This is a genomic window from Aquabacterium sp. A3 (assembly GCF_038069945.1).
Classification (GTDB): Bacteria; Pseudomonadota; Gammaproteobacteria; order Burkholderiales; family Burkholderiaceae_C; genus Aquabacterium.
Map to the genome: position 1 here is coordinate 1,950,894 of NZ_JBBPEV010000001.1, position 18,066 is coordinate 1,968,959.

Annotated in this window: 17 protein-coding genes and 1 pseudogene; 4 read left to right on the forward strand and 14 right to left on the reverse strand. The window is 68.8% G+C overall.

From position 1 onward, the window contains the following. Nucleotides 1-18: 18 nt before the first annotated feature. From WNB94_RS08475 to WNB94_RS08520, 10 genes are all read right to left on the reverse strand, one after another. Nucleotides 19-204 carry a hypothetical protein gene (locus WNB94_RS08475; RefSeq protein ID WP_341389676.1) on the reverse strand — a complete coding sequence of 62 codons (186 nt, stop codon included), beginning with the start codon at nucleotides 202-204 and terminating at the stop codon, nucleotides 19-21. 17 nt (nucleotides 205-221) lie between these two features. Further along, a complete protein-coding gene (locus WNB94_RS08480) occupies nucleotides 222-1,505 on the reverse strand; it encodes a CIS tube protein (protein WP_341389677.1) in 1,284 nt (427 codons plus the stop codon). Further along, a complete protein-coding gene (locus WNB94_RS08485; RefSeq protein WP_341389679.1) occupies nucleotides 1,502-2,050 on the reverse strand; it encodes a phage tail protein in 549 nt (182 codons plus the stop codon). Before WNB94_RS08485 ends, WNB94_RS08480 begins: the two co-directional genes overlap by 4 nt. Nucleotides 2,051-2,054: 4 nt before the next feature. Next, entirely contained in the window at nucleotides 2,055-4,178 is a 2,124-nt protein-coding gene (locus WNB94_RS08490) for a phage tail sheath C-terminal domain-containing protein (RefSeq protein ID WP_341389680.1), read from the reverse strand. A 3-nt stretch (nucleotides 4,179-4,181) separates the two neighbouring features. Beyond that, nucleotides 4,182-4,631: a phage tail protein gene (locus WNB94_RS08495; RefSeq protein WP_341389681.1), complete on the reverse strand. Its 450-nt coding sequence runs from the start codon at nucleotides 4,629-4,631 to the stop codon at nucleotides 4,182-4,184. A 40-nt stretch (nucleotides 4,632-4,671) separates the two neighbouring features. Then, nucleotides 4,672-6,546, reverse strand: coding sequence for a phage tail sheath family protein (locus WNB94_RS08500; protein WP_341389682.1), 1,875 nt, complete (start codon nucleotides 6,544-6,546; stop codon nucleotides 4,672-4,674). A 53-nt stretch (nucleotides 6,547-6,599) separates the two neighbouring features. After that, a complete protein-coding gene (locus WNB94_RS08505) occupies nucleotides 6,600-7,520 on the reverse strand; it encodes a hypothetical protein (RefSeq protein WP_341389684.1) in 921 nt (306 codons plus the stop codon). Continuing rightward, nucleotides 7,517-8,167 carry a Pvc16 family protein gene (locus tag WNB94_RS08510; protein WP_341389685.1) on the reverse strand — a complete coding sequence of 217 codons (651 nt, stop codon included), beginning with the start codon at nucleotides 8,165-8,167 and terminating at the stop codon, nucleotides 7,517-7,519. Before WNB94_RS08510 ends, WNB94_RS08505 begins: the two co-directional genes overlap by 4 nt. Nucleotides 8,168-8,298: 131 nt before the next feature. Further along, a complete protein-coding gene (locus tag WNB94_RS08515; protein ID WP_341389686.1) occupies nucleotides 8,299-9,456 on the reverse strand; it encodes a GGDEF domain-containing protein in 1,158 nt (385 codons plus the stop codon). After that, nucleotides 9,453-10,616, reverse strand: a complete 1,164-nt coding sequence (locus WNB94_RS08520) for a GGDEF domain-containing protein (protein ID WP_341389688.1) — start codon at nucleotides 10,614-10,616, stop codon at nucleotides 9,453-9,455. The genes WNB94_RS08515 and WNB94_RS08520 overlap by 4 nt, the downstream gene beginning before the upstream one ends. A gap of 160 nt (nucleotides 10,617-10,776) precedes the next feature. Between WNB94_RS08520 and WNB94_RS08525 the strand changes: the two genes are divergently transcribed. Then, nucleotides 10,777-11,148 (forward strand): phage holin family protein, encoded by a 372-nt coding sequence (locus WNB94_RS08525; RefSeq protein ID WP_341389689.1) that lies wholly within the window; start codon nucleotides 10,777-10,779, stop codon nucleotides 11,146-11,148. Nucleotides 11,149-11,180: 32 nt separating this feature from the next. On the opposite strand, the gene WNB94_RS08530 is transcribed toward WNB94_RS08525, so the two are convergent. Genes WNB94_RS08530 through thiL form a run of 3 tightly spaced genes read right to left on the reverse strand, consistent with a single transcriptional unit; the run spans nucleotide 11,181 to nucleotide 13,314 of the window. Continuing rightward, the gene (locus WNB94_RS08530) at nucleotides 11,181-11,681 is read right to left on the reverse strand and encodes a CinA family protein (protein WP_341389690.1); all 501 of its coding nucleotides are present in this window, start codon (nucleotides 11,679-11,681) and stop codon (nucleotides 11,181-11,183) included. 38 nt (nucleotides 11,682-11,719) lie between these two features. Further along, on the reverse strand, nucleotides 11,720-12,319 hold the full coding sequence (locus tag WNB94_RS08535; protein ID WP_341389692.1) for a phosphatidylglycerophosphatase A family protein: 600 nt from the start codon (nucleotides 12,317-12,319) through the stop codon (nucleotides 11,720-11,722). Next, a complete protein-coding gene (thiL, locus tag WNB94_RS08540) occupies nucleotides 12,316-13,314 on the reverse strand; it encodes a thiamine-phosphate kinase (protein ID WP_341389988.1) in 999 nt (332 codons plus the stop codon). Before thiL ends, WNB94_RS08535 begins: the two co-directional genes overlap by 4 nt. 138 nt (nucleotides 13,315-13,452) lie before the next feature. Here thiL and WNB94_RS08545 point away from each other — a divergent pair, with 138 nt between their 5' ends. The 3 genes and pseudogenes from WNB94_RS08545 to WNB94_RS08555 form a co-directional block, all read left to right on the forward strand. Then, the gene (locus tag WNB94_RS08545) at nucleotides 13,453-15,747 is read left to right on the forward strand and encodes an NADP-dependent malic enzyme (RefSeq protein ID WP_341389693.1); all 2,295 of its coding nucleotides are present in this window, start codon (nucleotides 13,453-13,455) and stop codon (nucleotides 15,745-15,747) included. Nucleotides 15,748-15,929: 182 nt separating this feature from the next. Then, complete coding sequence (locus WNB94_RS08550; protein ID WP_341389694.1) at nucleotides 15,930-16,397, forward strand: guanyl-specific ribonuclease; 468 nt, start codon at nucleotides 15,930-15,932, stop codon at nucleotides 16,395-16,397. A 105-nt stretch (nucleotides 16,398-16,502) separates the two neighbouring features. Beyond that, nucleotides 16,503-16,889, forward strand: a pseudogene (locus WNB94_RS08555) (barstar family protein); the annotation flags it as partial. A 250-nt stretch (nucleotides 16,890-17,139) separates the two neighbouring features. Here WNB94_RS08555 and WNB94_RS08560 read toward each other — a convergent pair. Next, nucleotides 17,140-18,057 (reverse strand): LysR substrate-binding domain-containing protein, encoded by a 918-nt coding sequence (locus WNB94_RS08560; RefSeq protein ID WP_341389697.1) that lies wholly within the window; start codon nucleotides 18,055-18,057, stop codon nucleotides 17,140-17,142. Between the last annotated feature and the right edge of the window lie 9 nt (nucleotides 18,058-18,066).

Sequence of the window (18,066 nt, forward strand, 5' to 3'; positions counted from 1 at the left end):
GTGCGGCTCGGTCCTTGTTCAGTCCTCAAAGCCCCAGGCGGACACGCGCGACTGGCTTTCGGCTTCGCGGCGGGCCAGCAGTTCCCAGCGCCAGCGCTCCACGGTTTGCGGCGGACGCGCCTGCGCCGCCTCGCCGCCCGCCGAGGCGGTGTCGCCGGCCTCTACTTCCACGGTGCTGTCGATTTGTCCGATGGCGATGGGCATGGTGATGTCTCCGGTGTTCAGCGACGACGGCCTCGGCAGCCACAACCGCGTGCAGCGACACTGGCGGCCTTGGTGGCGGCGGGCTTGGAGGGTCTGGTGGATGAGGTCGTGGGGGTGATGGCCGCCGGGGCACCCGAAGAGGCCATGAAGGTGCCTGTGCTGCGGGCACCGCCGCCCAGGCTGGCCGCGCCCAGGCGAGGCCGCAGCGGCACACCGGCGCCCCAGGGGCGATCGTCGGTGGCCTCGGTGGCGCCGGCCGCCTGGCCAAAGGCGCGCAGGCTGTCGGCGGCACCGCGCTGATGGTGTGCATCGTGGCGCTGCTGGATCGCGCCACCCACCCCACCCAGTGCCGCCAGAGCCTGGCCTTGCTGCACCGCCGGCGTGGCCACCGCCCCCGATGCCGACGGGGTGCCGGACGCGCCCGCCGTGAGCGGCAGTTGGGCCGCCGTGCGCCCGGGGTCGCGGCCTGCGGTCTGCCGGCCGGTGGCCAGGCCACCGCCCTGCCCGCCGCCCAAGCCTGCAGGCACCGACACCTCCTGACCCAGCGCCAGCCCTTGCGAACCCACAGCCCCGCCGCCCGAGGCCGACAGCGCGCGCCAGGCCGACGCCGCCACCCCGGCGCGGGCCGCCAACTGGGCCAGGCTTTCGCCCGGCATGGCCTGCAGCAACTGTTGCACGGGGCCCTTGGCGCCCTGCGTGCCGGGCGCCCCGGCGGGCAGCCCACCCGCGCCCCCAGGAGGCGCCTGCAAGGCGGCCGGGCCCGAGCCCGCCTGACGCCCGCCACCGTCACCTGAGGCGTTGGCGGCGCCTGCGGCCAGGCGCGGGTCGGGCTCGTAGGCCCATCGCGGGTCCTGCCCCTTGATCGTGACCGACACCTTGGCGCGCAAGGGCACACCGGAGGCGTCAAAGAAGTCGAGGTCGATGTTGGCGCTTTCCATCACGCCCTGCACCTGGAAACTGCCCCACTCGAACGCCACGCGCGGCGGGGCCTCCTGCCCCGGCTGCGTGCCACGCGGGCGCACAAAGCGCTCCACCGAGGCGGTGCGCTTGAGCACGTCCACGGGCTCGTCCGTCGTGCCTTCGTCGGCCGTGTCGAACACCAGGTCGAAGCTCACCTGCATCTCGCCCGTGCCGGGGCGCTGCCGTGCCTGGGCCCCGGCCTGTTGACCACCGGCCGTGCGGTTGCTGATCTGCACGCGCAGCGAGGTGGGGTTGAACTGCACGTCCACCCAGTGGCTGCCTTCTTGCGGGCCATCACCGGAGCCGATCTCGCCCAGGCGGGCTTTGCGCAGTTCGCTCACAGCGGCGCCTCCGCAGGCAAGAGCCGCAGCCCTTCGTGGGCGATGGTCAACTCCTCAATGGCGATCTCGCCCGTGCGGGCGTTCAGTTCGGGGCCTTTGATCTTTTGGGGCAGGCCGCGGTCGAACACCCAACTCGCCCGCACGGTGCCATCCGCGCCCATCACGTGGATGACGCCGTCGTAGCGGCGCACCGGACGCACGCCATTGACGATGCGCTGCAGCCAATGCCACAGCTCGGTGTTGACGCGGGCATCGTCTTTCGGGGCATGGAACATGCCGCGCTTGAGCACCAGGGGCACGTACTTGGCGCGGCCCACCCGGCGAACGATGCCGTTGTTGCGACCACCCTCGATGTAGTCCTGCACGTCCATCTCGATGTCCAGGCCCGAGACCTCCTGAAAGGCACCGCTGCCCAAGGTCTGGCTGCCCTGGGGCTCGCTGTAGCCGCCCTGGGCGCCGGGCAGGCGCTGCCGCCCGGCGATCACCTCGGCCGAGGCGATCAGGCGCACATCGAAGCGGAAGGTGGTGAGCAAGAGATCGGACACGGGCTCAGGCCTCCAGACGCAAGGTGCCGTCGCCATCGCGGCGCAGGCGCACGAGGATGAACTCCAGCGGTTCGGCCGGAGCCACGCCGATGTCGACGCACAACTCGCCACGGTCCAGCCGGCGGGCGTCGGTGTCGATGCGCACGAAATAGGACTCGGCCTCGGTGCGGCCCGCAAACATCCCCCGCTGGAAGAAGCGGCGCAACAGGGCCTCGATGGCCGACTGCAGGTCGCGCCACAGGGCCGGCCCATTGGGCTCGAACACGGCCCATTGCGTTTCAACGCGCAGGGTGCGGCACAGCATCAGCACCAGGCGGCGCACCGACAACTGGCGCCATTGCCGCTCCATCGACAGGGTGCGCGCGGCCACCAGTTCGATGCCACGAGGGCCCCGCACAAAGGCGTTCAGGCCCAAGGGGTGCAGCGCGTCCACGCGGCCATCGGCTTGCGGCTCGGCCAGGTCCACCACATCACGGGCCACTTCGTTGGCGGGCCCCACCTGCAAGCCCATCTCGCGCTCGCGCCAGGCGATGACGCCAGCGGCCACGGCGCTCGGCGGCAACACATTCAGGGCACGGGTGTCGGTCGCAGCACGCCCGCCCGCGCCCCGGCGTGCGGGTCTCAACCAGGGGTGGTACGCAGCCACCCAGCTCGAATCAAAGGCCGCCCGCCAACGCTCCACCGCACCTTGCGACAAGCCGGGGGGCACGTCCAGCAAGGCGATGCGGCCGGTTACCTCGCAAAACGCCAGCACCGCCTGCTGCCAGCGCGTGATCTCAAGCAGCTCGGTGGGCTTGCGCGGATCCAGGATGAGGCCTTGCAAAACGCTGGGCGACACCGGCCCCGCCGTGGCGGGCAGCACCGCATCGACACAGGCGCTGAACACGGCCGAGGCCCCGCTCTCCGGGGCGGCGTCGGCATCGTCGGCAGGCACGAAGGCCGCGGGCACGTACAGGTCGGGCACCAGCACCTGCGTGACCGCCGCCAGGCCATCGCCCTGACCGAGGTCGGCATCGGGCACGGCCAGCGCCATCAGGCCCTGGCCCGGCGCATCGTCTGTGGGCGACCACAGGGCATCGAAAAAATCGGCCGGGGTGATCTCGGCGTGATCGTCACGCCCGGCTTGGCTCAAGGCGCTGACGCCCTGCCAGGCCACCGACGCCAGCGAGGCCGGCACCAAGGGCTGCGCGGCCCAGTCGGGATGCGGCCACACCAGTGCCGATTCGGCCACCAGCACCGACACCAGGCTGCGCGGGTGCGTGGGCGAAAGCCCCAGGTCGTCAAAGCGCTCCACCAGGCCACGACCATCGTCGATCTGCAACTGGGCGCGCAGCACCTCCAGGCGCACCACCGGGCCGCCCAGGGCCACTTCCACGGCGGCCTCATCGCCCAGGTCGAACACCGGCTGCAAGCGCGTGCGCGGTGCGCGCGCCAGGCGGGGCAAGGCCGCGTGCACGCCGGGCAGATCGGGGTCGGCGATGGGGTTCAAGGCCTCGCACCAGGCCAGCACCTGGCTGCCATCGGCGGCCCACAGGCGCACGGCATCGCCGACTTGCAAGCTCGGCAAGGCCGCATCGGCCGACACCGTGATCGCCGCCACATGGGGTGGCAGCAAGGGCACGGGCTCGAAGGCCACGGCCTGCGCGCTCAAACTGCACTGCACGCGCACCGCCTCGCCCCAGCGGCCCGGGTTGCGCGCGATGAAGGCCAGCGGCAGCGTGAACGGGGCCGCCAAGGTGAGTTGCGCGCTGTAGGCATCGCCCAATTGCGCGGCGCGCTCATGCACCACCCGCACCACCCAGGCCAGCTCACCACCTTGCTCGAAGAAGCTGGCCACCGCGTGCGGCAACAGGCCCGGCCCTTCAAAGCCGCCAAAGATGCGCACGTAGTCGTCAAAGCTGCGCACGGGCACGGCCACGCTGCGCCGCAGGGGCCGTGCGGCCTCGGTCACCATCTGCCAGTGGGGGGGCCACTCGTCGTTGACCACGGGCTGCCAGGCCGGCCCGCGCGGGGCCACGCCCACGAAGGCGGCCACGTCCATGCGCTGCGGGTGCAGCGTCACGGGACGCACATCCGGCAGGGCAAAGACGCCGGGCGCCCCCAGCGGTGATCGGGCCGAGCGCAGCACGGTTTACTCGTAGACGATGCCTTCGTGCGTGAGGTGCAGCTCTTCCATGGCCACCTCACCACCGCCCTTGGCCGCCAGCGTGGGGCCGACCCACTTCTTGGGCTGCGCATTGAGCAGCTTGAAGGCGCTGACCGGGTTGCGCGCTTCGTCCAGCAGGGTGATGGTGACGGAGCGGCGGCGGTCGGCGCCTTCACGCACCTCCTTGACCCACTGGAAGAGGTCGGTCGAGCCCACCAGGCCACGCTTGAGCGTGACGTCTTCCTGCTTGAAGGTGTTGGGCACCTTGCGCACCGTGTTGACGGCGTCGTTGCCGTTGCGGTACTCGGAGTAGTTGATCTCGGTGCCCAGCCCGCTGACATCGGAGAAGCCAGCGATGACGCTGGTTTCATCGCCATTGCCCAGCGAGACGAGGAAGTTGAATGCCCCGTAGGGGTTGTTGCGCAAGGTGGCCATGGTGTGGTGCCTTCCGTGTTGAGTGCGGTGTCAAGCAGGATCAGGACGAGGCGTTGGCCGTCCACTGGCCCACGCGGAAGATGACGAACTCGGCCGGGCGGCTCGGGGCCACCCCCACCAGGCAGATCATCCGGCCGTTGTCCAGGTCGTTCTGCGTCATGGTGCTGCGGTCGCAGCGCACGAAGTAAGCCTCTTCAGGCTTGCTGCCCAGCAGCGCGCCATCGCGCCACAGCACGTAGAGGAAGTCCTCCACGGCGGAGCGGATGTTCTTCCACAGGCGCTCGTTGTTGGGCTCGAACACGGCCCACTGCGTGGCCTTCTCGATCGAGTGCTCCAGGTAGATGAACAGGCGGCGCACGTTGACGTACTTCCATTCGGGGTCGGAGCTCATGGTGCGCGCACCCCACACACGGTGGCCGCGCCCTTCGAAGAAGCGCAGGCAGTTGACGCCCTCGGGGTTGAGCACGTCCTGGCGGGCCTTGTTGATGTTGATCTCGAACTGCGTCAGGCCGCGCACCACCTCGTTGGCGGGGGCCTTGTGCACGCCGCGCTCGATGTCGTTGCGGGCGTAGATGCCGGTCACGAAGCCCGACGGCGGCAGCATGAGCTTGCGGGGGGGTACCCCCGGCGCGTTGGGCACGGTGGGGTCGAGGATCTCGATCCACGGGTGATAGAGCGCGGCGTACTTGCTGTCGAACTTGCCGCGGAATTCGCGGATGTCGGTCAGCGAGGCCCGCGGCGGGCCATCCACCACGGCGATGCGGTAGCGGCATTTCTCGGCGTGGGCGATCAGGTGGCCGGCGGCGGCCTGCACGCGCTCATCACCATCGAGCGCGCCCGCATCGGGCAAGGCCACGATGGCGATGTCGGTCAGCTCGGCCAGGGCCTCCAGGCCGGTGGCCTTGACCTCGGCGTGGTCCACATCGGCCTCGGCGCCACGGAAATCATCGGGCTCAGGCACGACGCCATCGCTGCCCTGGGCCAGGCGCTTGTCGGCGCCTTGCAGTGCGGCGACCAGGGCGGCCGGGTAGAAGGCCTCGCCCGCGTCCGTCCATTGCAGGGCCACCATGGCGTTGTCGTCTTCAGGGTCGTTGAGGCCCAGCACGGTGCCGATGAAGCGGCGCTGATCGGGGTGGGCGGCCAGCTGCTCGTAGCTGTCGATGCGACCACGCGGGCCATACACCGTGGTGCGCATCTCGACGATGGCCAGCTGCACGCCCGGCTGGTCGATGATGGCGTTGTCCACCACGCCGCCCGAGCCCACGAAGGTCTGACGACCATCGGCGTCCACCTGCACCACCAACAGGCGGCCCGTCACCACGGCGTCGTTGCCCTTGAGCGCCGTGTCGGCCGCCTGCGTGACCTCGACCACCGTGCCATGCCGCGCGGTTTTGACCTGGATGCCCCAGGTGTGTTTGGCCAGCAGGTCGCCCACCACCGAGGGGTGGCGGAAGGCCAGGTTCTTGCTGCGCACCACTTGCGTGTCGAGCAGCACATTGCCGTCGCTGCCCGGCCAGCGGGCCCACCACAGCGCGGTGCCCAGCGTGGGCGAGGCGTCCAGGCGGGCGGTGTGGTCGCGTGGCGTGAGGCCTGCGCCGGCACGGAAGACGCGCGAGATGTACAGCCGCGTGCCGCCGTTGTTGAAAAACGCGCGGGCCGCATGCGCCAGGTAGGCGGCCCGGGGCTCGGGCTCACCGCTCATGGTCAGGGCGTCCAGCCCGCCATACACGCGCTCGAACTCGGTGAACGAGGTGATGAGGCGCGGCTCGGTGGCCTTCGGGCCGCCGGTGAACTGCACCGGCCCGAACCGGGCCACGCCGGCATAACCGGTGGTGCTGGTGGGCACCCCTTCGATCGACTTGGAGCGAAAGCTCACTTCTTCCACATAAACGCCTGGGGCAAGGTACTCGGGCATGGTGTTTCCCTCTGGTCTGCGGTTGGGGGTGGTCCGAAAACGATCTGAAAAATTCAGGCAAAGACAAGGCTGGCGTCGGGCACGACGTGCGTCCGCCCCAGCACGAGGTTGAGCGGGCGCACGGCCTGCACGGTGTAGCCGGCAGGCACCTGGGTGCCGCGCAGCACGTCATCCAACCGGGCCGCCGAGGCGCGCTCCAGCGGCAGGCTGTCTTCGGGGTGCTCGGCGTCAAAGTCGGGCATGGCGGGCGGCAGGTACACCCACAGGTGCACCGGCAGTTGGGCCGGCAGGGCCGCCCCGGTGACGGCCCCCGGGCCCAGCACGGCCACGAACTCGCCACGGTCGTCGACATGGCCATGGGCCAGGCGGGCCTCGGTGGCGACGTTGGGCGCGCCGTTGCCCGGGCGGGTGATCACGACCCGGCCCCAGGGCACGCGGGCGTTCACGCCAGGCGCTGCCGTGCGCCACACCGTGCCTCGCACGGCGGTGGCGTGGCTGGGCAGGGGGTAGCGCGCCCCGGGCCACAACCAGGCCTCGCGGATGTTGTCCAGCGTGGCGGGCGGCACGCCGGCATTCAGCACCGGCGGCACCGACAAGCGACGAGGCACGAACCAGCGCAGCCCGTCCTGTGCACGCAGGTGCAGGCGCAGGCCATCGGCATCGTTGGCCGGGTTGCCATCGTCCACCGGCTCGGCCTGCTCCAGCGCACGCGCCAGCAGGCGCGCCACACGGCCTTCGTGCCGCAAGGCCACACGGCCCTCGCCATGGCCTACCCAGGGCATGGGGCAGGGTCGCTGACCCACGGCCTCCAGCTCGGTGCGCAGGAGCGCCCCACCCGGCAGGGTGACGGGGTACTGCGTGACGGCATCGCGCCACTGCACCCCCATCAGCAGTCGATGACGCACCCGGCCCATGGGCACGGTGTCCTGCGGGGTGAGCGGATGGCCCATGACGGGGGGCAAGATGGCGCTCACGATGAGGCGCCCTCGAGCTGGATGTCGGCATCCGTCACCGGCGGCGTGGGCAGGGCCACGCGCGTGTCGATGCGCACCACCCGCGCCACGTAGGGCACCGAGAGGTGGTACTCGCCCGGCAGCGAATCGAAGGTGCGCATCAGCGCCTCGGTGGAGATCTCTTCCAGCATGAGCTGCACCGAGTCGGTGGGCTGCAAGGTGGGCTCGTCTGCGTACGCTGGTGGCAAGGCCGGCTGGTACAGCAAGGGGCCCGTCAGCGAGGGCGTGCCCTCCAGCACCTGCAGCGCCCGGCCCAGGATCATGTGCTGGTACTCGGCGTTTTCAGCCCAGGGCGTGAGCAGGAAGTGCAGGTCAAGCGCCAGGTGGCCGCGGCCATCGCCATGGCCCACGGCCGACCAGGTGCTGCGCATGGTGCGGTTGAAATCCACCCGGTACAGCAAGATGGACAGCGCGTAGGTGCCGATGCGCGACGCCAGCAGCGCATCGCTGAGGTCTTCCGTGCGGATGAGCACGGCCTTGGTGGCCCGTCCGGGCACGGGTTGGCGCTCCAGAAAGGCTTGCGCCAGGAGGCGTTCGATGCTTTTGCCGACGGCTGCAATGCTGGCGTAACCACCCACGTGTGTCCCCAGTTGGGGACATCCGCTCACGACATCGACATCCCCTGTTCGAGTCGGCGAAGTGTGCCCAGCGGTGGTGCACAGCGGCCATCCCTAGGGGTAGGGGGCCCCACCGTCACACTTGAAACACCATGTGTACGCGCCGGGCCGGCGCGGCGGTCTCACGCGGCCTGGGGCACCATCGAGGCCACGATGCAATCGCGGCCCCGGGCCTTGGCGGCGTAGAGGTTGCGATCGGCCACGCGCAGGGCCTGGTCAGGATCACCGCCGGTGTACTGCACCACACCCAGACTCATGGACACCTGGAACCGTTGCCCTTTGGCGACGAATGGGTGCTCACGCAGGCGCACGGCCAGTTTTTCGGCCACGGCCTGGGCGCCGACCAGATCGGTGTCGGGCAGCAGCACCACGAACTCCTCACCGCCATAGCGCGCCACCAGGTCGATGCGTTCGCGCGTGTGCTGACGCAGCAGTTGCCCCAGTTGCCGGAGCACGTCGTCGCCAACGGCATGCCCCCACCGGTCATTGATCTGCTTGAAATGGTCGATGTCCATGATGAGGATGCTCAAGGGGCGCTCGTGACGCACTTGCCGATGGGCCTCGCGCGCCAATTGGCCCATGAAGGCGCGCCGGTTGGCCAGACCGGTGAGTGCATCACTGAGCACCAGCGACTTCAGGGCACGTTGCCGACGCTGCAGCAACCACGCCAGCAAGAACAACACCCCCGACAGCGGCAGCAGGGCCAGCAAGGCGGTGAGGCGCAGCCACAGGCTCCACCAGGGCGTGAGGGCCTCGCCCACGTACACAGGGCGGTGCAACAAGAAGGCGTAGGGCAACCAGTCCAGCAACTGCGCGGCCTCGTGGGCCAGCATCAAGACCAGGCAGGCCCACAGCCCGACGCGCATCTGGGCCATGCTGAACAACCCCCGGCCCACCACGAAGGTGATGAGCAGGAACATGCCCATGGGTGTGTCCTTGATGCCCATGCCCAAGGCCAGAATCACCAGGCCCAGCATCGTGGGCAAGAGCACGGCCTGCACGGCCAGTGCGTCGGGCGCCGGATCCAGCCGGCGCGGCCACAGCCACAGCGCCCACAAGGCCATCCACAGCAGCACGGCACCATGACCGGCCTGCAGCACAGGCCACCACCGTGCGTCGAAGGCCTGGGCAGCGCCCAGGTTCAGCATCGGCGCCCACTGCAGCAGCCAGAGGATGGCCAGCACGGGCCAGATGGCCAGGATGTAGAGCACCACGCTGGCACGGTCGGTGCGTTGCGCCACACGCTGGTCGAGTGTCTCCAGCCAGGCGGGCGTTGTCATGTGCCCTCCCGCATCGCGTCAGGCGCGCACAGGCGGCTGCACACGCGGTTGCGACCGGCGGCTTTGGCCTGGTAGAGCTGGCGGTCGGCCTCGACCAGCACGGCCTCGGCATCAGCGTCCGGGCCGGGCGCCTCGACCAGGCCGATGCTGATCGAGACCTGAAAGGTGTGCGCGCCGTCCTTGAACCGCTGCGCGGCCACGGTGCTGCGCAGGCGCTCGCACACCCTTTGGGCGTCTTCCAGCCGGGTTTGCGGCAGCAGCAAGGCGAATTCTTCACCACCCAGCCGTGCCGCGATGTCGGTGGGGGTGCGCAAGGTGCCCAGCATGATGGCACCCAGCGTGCGCAAGACCTCATCACCGGCGTGGTGCCCATGGCGGTCATTGATCAGCTTGAAGTGATCGGCGTCCAGCAGGGCCACGCACAAGGGCAGGCCGTTGCGTTCGCGGCGGGTCAGCTCGGCCTGCAAGGCGGCCATGAACCGGCGCCGGTTGGACAGACCCGTGAGCTCGTCGGTGTGAGACAGCTGGGTCAGCGAGGCGTGCATCTCGTCCAGGCGCCCGAACAGCAACAACAACAGGTACATCAGCACGCCGTAGCCGGCATAAAACACATACTCGCGCCACACCGCGAACCACCACATGGGGCGGTCGTTGACAAACAGCCCCTGCCCCAAGGCCGGCGCGTAGGTCCAGCCCGCCAGCAAGACCCCCAGGTCATGCCACAACAACATGGTGGCGCACACCACGTAGGCCACCACCATGATGCGCATGGGAAACATGAGCAGGCCGATGGCCAGCACCCCGATGAGCACCAGGTTGGTGCCGGCGGTGAAGGTGCCGGCCAGGATGGTGATGACGGTGTAGCCCACCCCGATGGACAGGCACACCAGCAGGCTGGCCGCATCCTGACGCTGCCGCGCATGACGACGCGGCCACATCCACCAGGCCAGGCCCGCATTGACCAGCACACACAGCGTGATCAGGGCCTGCAAGCCCCACATGGACGGCATGTGGAGCGAAGCGCTGACGGCCGGCGTGAGCAGGGCCCATCCATGCAGCGCCAGCACGATCACGAAAAAGGGCGTGCTGGACCACACGGCCAGCAGCACGCGGGACGCGGGAGTGGAGCTGACAAGGATCCGCTCGAAAAAATCACGCACGGGGGCGTTTCCAGTGTTGCCTGGTCAAAGGATGAACCATGGGGGGTTTATCGGCAAGCCACTGCGGGGAACAAGGCACACCAGCGTGCAAACTGCACGGGCCCTGGGGCCTTGGCGCAGGACAAGGCCCCTTCAGGCCGTCTGGGCTATGCTCACGGGCATGATTCTGATCTTGCGCTGGTTCTTGCTGGCCTCGGCCCTGCTGCTGCTGACGCAGCTGAACATCGGCATCGAGGTGCAGTCGTTTGGCTCTGCCCTGTGGGCGGCGTTCATCATCGGCCTGCTCAACGCGTTTGTGCGGCCGCTGCTGATCTTGCTGACCCTGCCGGTGACGGTGCTCACCCTGGGGCTGTTCCTGTTCGTGATCAATGCCCTGACCTTCCAGATGGCCTCTGGGCTGCTGGAGGGCTTGCAGGTGCAGGGTTTTGGCAGCGCCTTGCTGGGCTCGCTGTTCTACAGCGCGTGCGGCCTGGTGATCGACACGGCCTTGCAACGCCTGTTTGGCCGCCGGATGCTGATCAAGGATCGCTGAGCGCCGGTCCGTGAGCGGCCATCCTGGAGGGCTCACAGGGGGGCCAGCCGCCGCCGCAAGCCCGCCAGCGCGTGCTCGACCGTGGCCTGCCGCACGGCCGCACGGTCGCCCGTGAAATGGTGGCAAGCCGCGTGCGCCGCCCCGCTGCGATGCGCCCAGGCCAGCCACACCGTGCCCACCGGCTTGGCGGGGCTGCCACCACCGGGCCCGGCGATGCCGGTGACGGCCACCGCCCAGTCTGCCGGCACCGCACTGTGCACCAGCGCGCCCCGGGCCATGGCCAGGGCCACCGGCTCACTGACCGCACCATGCTCGGCGATCAAGGCCGCTGGCACGCCCAGCCATTCGGCCTTGGCCTCGTTGCTGTAGGTGACGACGCCCCGCTCGAACCACAGGCTGGAGCCCGCCAGCTCGGTGCAGCAGGCCGCGATCAGCCCCCCCGTGCAGGACTCGGCGGTCACGAGGCGCTCGCCGCGCGCCAGCAACAAGGTGGCCAGCGCCTCGACGGCGGGCAGGTGGGTCACGGTGTCCATGTAAAACGCTCCTGAACCATGTTGCGCATGGGCGGTGTTCAACCCAGCAGGCCCACCGCCGGGCCGCCTTGCCGCCAGGCCACCGCCAGGGCCAGCAGCAACAGGGTGCAGCCTGCCGCCACCAGGTCATCGAACATGATGCCCAGCCCCTGGGCCCAGCCGATGGACCGCCCCGGGCGGGCTTTGAACAAGGCATCGGCCCAGCCCACGGGGCCGACCTTGGCCATGTCGAACACCCGAAAGGTGATGACCGCCACCAGCTCACCCCGCCAGTCAACAGGTGAGGCCACCCACAACACCAGCCAGATGGCCCAGACCTCGTCCCACACCACCGAGCCGGGGTCGGCCACGCGCAAGGCCTGCGCCGTGCGGGTGCAGGCCCACCAGCCCAGCAGCCAGCCTGCCGCGAGGGTCAGGGCCCAGTAGAGATCCGCCACCGTCCCCCGGCCCCAGACCCCGTCCAGCGCAGCAAACACCAGCCAGCCCCACAAGGTGCCGACCGTGCCGGGCATGATGGGACTGAGCCCGCTGCCCGCACCAAACGACAGCAGGTGGGCCGGATGAGACAGCATCAGCCGGGCAGACGGCCTGCGCGGCGGCTGGGTCAGGACAGCGTCCGAGACGTCTGCGGGGTTCATGCCGACACCTTGAAGTGGTCAAACGAGGTCCAGCGGTTGGCCACGGCCTGCCGGGGCGCGTCGTCGGGCCAGGCGTCCAGCTCGCCCCGCCACAGGCGCAGGCCAGGCTCGGCCTCGATGGCGCCGATGCGGCTCACGCGCAGGCCCAGGGCGTCGCCCAGCGCCTGCACCTCGGTGCGCCGATCGGCCGGCGCCGTGAAGACCAGTTCGTAGTCATCGCCCCCGGCCAGGATGCCATCGTGCCGCTCAGCCTCTGAGCGGGCCCACAACACGGGGCTGACCGGCAGCGCGTCCAGCACCACCGAGGCACCCACCCGGCTGCGCCGCAGGATGTGCCCCAGGTCGCCCAGCAGGCCATCAGAGACGTCGGCGGCGGCGGTGGCCAGCCCCCGCAAGCCCAGGCCCAGTGCCACCCGGGGCTGCGGGCACTCCATGGCCCGGCGGGCCACCTCGAAATGCTCGGCCGACAGGCTGAGGCGCCCCCGGAAGGCCTCCAGGGCCAGGCGGGCCTCACCGGGCGTGCCGCTCACCCACAGGTCGTCACCGGGGCGGGCGCCGCTGCGCAGCAGGGCTTGCCCAGGGGGCACCTCGCCGAACACCGTGATGCCGATGGCCAGTGGCCCCGCCGTGGTGTCGCCGCCGATCAGCTCGCAGTCGTGCTCGTCGGCCAGCTGGAACAAGCCCCGGGCGAAATCGGCCAGCCAGGGCGTCTCCACCCGGGGCAGGGTCAGCGCCAGGGTGAAGCCCAGGGGCCGGGCGCCGCAGGCGGCCAGGTCCGACAGGTTCACGGCCAGGGCCTTGTGGCCCAAACGCACCGGATCGACGGTGGACAGAAAGTGCCGTCCTTCCACCAGCGTGTCGGTGGAGACGGCCAGTTGCTGGCCCGGCGACGGCGCGATGATCGCGCAATCGTCACCGTTGCCCACCACGGCACGGCGCGGACCGACGCCCGCGGGACGGCAGAAAAAGGTCTCGATGAGGTCGAATTCGCCCAGGCTCATGGGTGGGATTGTCGCGCCAAGCGACGCGCTCTTCGAAGGTATTGCGGAGATCCACACGCCACACCGCTCGGGAGTTCCTAGAATCAGGGGGTTAGGCCGCGCTCTTGCCGCCACGCCACACAAGGCACGCTCATGACCACCCCTGAAGAAAAACGCGCAGAACTCAAGAAGGCCGCCCTCGAATACCACGAGTGGCCCACGCCCGGCAAACTGGCCATCAGCGCCACCAAGCAGCTCACCAACCAGCGTGACCTGGCCCTGGCCTACTCGCCCGGGGTGGCGGCGCCCTGTGAGGAGATCGTCGAGAACCCGGTCAACGCCTTCAAGTACACCAGCCGGGGCAACCTGGTGGCCGTCATCACCAACGGCACGGCCGTGCTGGGCCTGGGCGACATCGGCCCCCTGGCGGCCAAGCCGGTGATGGAGGGCAAGGCCGTCCTGTTCAAGAAGTTCGCCGACATCGATGTGTTCGACATCGAGATCAACGAGAAAGATCCGGAAAAGCTGGTGGAGATCATCGCCAGCCTGGAGCCGACCTTTGGCGGGGTCAACCTCGAAGACATCAAGGCGCCCGATTGTTTTTATGTGGAACGCCAGTTGCGCGACCGCATGAACATCCCCGTGTTCCACGACGACCAGCACGGCACCGCCATCGTGGTGGGTGCGGCCCTGCTCAACGGCCTGAAGGTGGTGGGCAAGGACATCAAGCAGGTCAAACTGGTCACCTCGGGCGCGGGTGCGGCCGCCCTGGCCTGCCTGCAACTGCTGGTCAAGCTGGGCCTGCCGCGCGAAAACATCTGGGTGACCGACCTGGCCGGCGTGGTCTACGAGGGCCGCACCGAACTGATGGACCCGGACAAGGCGCTGTTTGCACAAAAGACCGAGCAGCGCAAGCTGGCCGAGGTCATCGACGGCGCGGATGTGTTCCTGGGCCTGTCGGCCGGTGGCGTGCTCAAGCCCGACATGGTGGCCAAGATGGCGGCGAATCCCTTGATTTTTGCGCTGGCCAACCCCAACCCGGAAATCCTGCCCGATGACGTGAAGGTCGTGCGCGACGACGCCATCATGGCCACGGGGCGCACCGACTACCCCAACCAGGTCAACAACGTCCTGTGCTTCCCGTACATCTTCCGGGGTGCGCTGGATTCGGGCGCCACCACCATCACCGACGAGATGGAGATCGCGGCCGTGCACGCGATTGCCGAGCTGGCCCAGGCCGAGCAAAACGAGGTGGTGGCGGCGGCCTATGCGGGCTCGAACCTGAGCTTCGGCCCGGAATACCTGATTCCCAAGCCGTTTGATCCGCGCCTGATGATCAAGATCGCCCCGGCCGTGGCCCGGGCGGCCGAGGCCTCGGGTGTGGCCCTGCGCCCCGTCACCGACTACAACGCCTACACCGAAAAGCTGCAAAGCTTCGTCTACGCCTCGGGCAACACGATGAAGCCCATCTTCAGCGTGGCCAAGCGGGCGCTGCACAAGCGCATCGCCTACGCCGAGGGCGAAAACGAAGGCGTGCTGCGCGCCGCGCAGATCGTGGTGGACGAGAACATCGCCCGGCCCATGCTGATCGGCCGGGCGGCCGTGATCGAGCAGCGCATCGAGCGCTTCGGCCTGCGCCTGCGGGTGGGCACCGACGTGGACGTGGTCAGCACCGAAAACGACCCGCGCTACCGCGACTACTGGCAAACCTACCACCAGCTCACCGAGCGCAAGGGCGTGACCCAGCAGATGGCCAAGATCGAGATGCGCCGCCGCCTGACGCTGATCGGCTCGATGCTGGTGCACAAGGGCGACGCCGACGGCCTGATCTGCGGCACCTGGGGCAACCACGCCCTGCACCTGCACTACATCGACCAGGTGATCGGCAAGCGCGAGGGGGTGAAGACCTACGGCGCCATGACGGGCCTGATCCTGCCGGGTCGCACGGTCAACATCCTGGACACGCACATCAACTACGACCCGACGGCCGCCCAACTGGCCGAAATCACCATCATGGGTGCCGAAGAGATGATGCGCTTTGGCCAGCGCCCCAAGGCGGCGCTGCTGTCGCACTCGAACTTTGGGTCGAGCAACCAGCCCTCGGCGGTGAAGATGCGCGAGGCCCTGGCCCTGATCCAGGAGCAGGCCCCCTGGCTGGAGATCGACGGCGAGATGCACGGCGACACCGCCCTGGACGAGCCCTACCGCCAGCAACTGATGCCCAACAGCACGCTGACCGGCGAGGCCAACCTGCTGGTGTGCCCCAACATCGACGCGGCCAACATCTCGTACAACCTGCTGAAGGTGGCCGCTGGCAACAACATCGCCCTGGGGCCGGTGCTGCTGGGCGCGGCCAAGCCGGTGTGCATCCTGACGCCGTCGGCCACGGTGCGCCGCATCGTCAACATGACGGCCATGACGGTGGCCGACGCCAACGCGATTCGCTGAGCGCCAGCACCCACCCGGACCCTGACGGCGTATAACACAAGCTGTCAAGCCCCCGGAAAAAGGCCCCTGTCTCGCCATATCTGCGGGACAGGGGCCTTGAGCTTTTGGGCCGATTTCTATAGCATCACGGCTTTCACGAAGAAGCCACTGGCTGACGGCAATCCGGCAGGATACACCCAAACATGGTGCTGAGCATTTTCTCGCGCTCGTCCACAGGTCGTCGCGTGTTCGCTTCCTGGCTGGGCTCGCTGCTGGTCGGTGCCAGTTTGGGATGGGGTCTGCCGGGCTCGGCGCAGGCCTTCACGGAGAGCCGTCCGCAGGCTCGGGCCGAGGCCCCTGTCGCCACCTCCGGTCTGCCGGTGGTGGCCTTGAGCGAACTGCCTGCGCAGGCCCGCAAGGTGCATGCACAGATTCTCGGTGGCGGTCCATTCCGTTACGACAAGGATGGCACGGTGTTTTTCAACCGTGAGCGCCTGCTGCCTCGCCAAGCCCGCGGGTTTTATCGTGAATACACCGTGCCCACGCCGGGCGTGCGTCACCGGGGAGCCCGGCGCATCGTTTGTGGGGGCAAGGTGGTGCACCTGCCTGAAACTTGTTTCTACACCGAGGATCACTATCAAAGCTTTCGCGAGATTGACGCCCGACGTTGACAAAGTGGCCCAGCAGGTCCATCGTTCTTTTCGTTCTTTTGCCCTGAAACTCAACCTTGCCCCACAGGCCATCGACCCTCGGTGACCTCAAGGCCCTCAGCGATCATGTTGTTGCAATCCGTTCGACCCAACATCGTTCAAGCCATCCGCGCCTACCGCCCGGAAGATTTGCAACAGGCGGCCAATGCGGTCGGCCACCACTTCCTGTACACCAACCTTCGCGGTGCCAAGACCAAGCAGGACGTGCTGGACGTCATCGCCCGCGACTTCCTGTTCCCGGACCACTTCGGCAAGAACCTCGACGCGCTGTACGACTGCATGACCGACATGGTCCACAAGTCGGGGCCGCAGCCGGGTTTTGTGGTGGTGCTGGAGCTGATTCCCGGCGGCACCGAGTTCGACCGCGAATCGCGCGAGCAACTGCTGGACGCCTTCCGCGATGCGGCCGATTTCTGGGGCGAGCGCAAGATCGCCTTCCGCGTGTTTTATTCGATGGCCCTGTCGGGCAAAGAATCGGTGGGCAACTGGGACAAGGCCGACGTGGCCCAGAACGACACCCCGGTCAAGCCGGTGAAGGTGTCGAAAAACGCGGTGCAGCCCATCGTGATGAACCTGCCGCCCATGAGCAGCGTGTTCGACACCGGCGCCCTGCTGGCCGCCGCCTGAACCCGGCAGGGTCCCTGCGCCCTGCCCCCTGCCCCCTGAACACCGGCCCTGACGCTGCGACGTCGGGCCGGTTTTTTCATGGGCCATCCCCATCTGCAGGCCGCGATTGGGCCAGGCGGGCAAACTGTGCCCGAAGCCAGCGGTACAGCACGGCCATGTCCTGAGGTCGCGGATCGTCTTTGCGGTGCACGAAATGGTCGCCTGTCTCCAGGGGCAACATCGGCCACAGCGCCACCAGCCGGCCTTCGTCCAGGGCAGGACGAATGAGCGGCCAGACGCCGATGGCCACGCCCAGGCCTTGTTCGGCCGCGCGCAAGGCCGAGAGGTTCGAGTCCAGCAGCAGATCGGCACGGCGTGGCACCTCATCGACGCCCAGCAGGCGGGCCGCCAGCCCCCAATCCGACACATCGGCGCGCTGGTGAATCAAGGTGTGCTGGGCCAGGTCCTGCACCGTGCGCACCGGATGGCGCTCTGCCACAGCGGGTGAGGCCACCAAGGTGGCGCTGCTGCCCCCCAGTGACTGGCTCGTCAGGCCTGGCCAGCGACCGTCGCCATACCGAATGGCCGCCCAGCGGTGCGGACCCCTGAGGGTGTTCAGCGACATGGACGACTCGATGCGCAGCTCGATGTCGGGGTGGGCCGCCTGGAAATCGGCCAGCACCGGCAACACCACCTCGTGGGCCACCAAGGGCGTCATCGACAAGTGAATGACCGAGCGCGCGCGCCTGGCCATCAACTGCTCATGCCCCCGCCGGTAATGGGCCAGCACCTCAGAGGCCAGCTCGGCGTAGGCACAGCCTTCCACGGTCAAGGCCACCCGGCGCCCCTGGCGCACGAACAAGGGGTGATTGAGGTAGGCCTCCAGCTGCCGGATCTGCTGGCTCACCGCCGAGGTGGTGATGTGCAGTTCTTCGGCCGCCCGCGTGAAGTTCATGAGCCGCGCAGCGGCCTCGAAGGCGGGCAGCCATTGCAGGGGTGGTGGACGACGAGGCATGGACTGGAG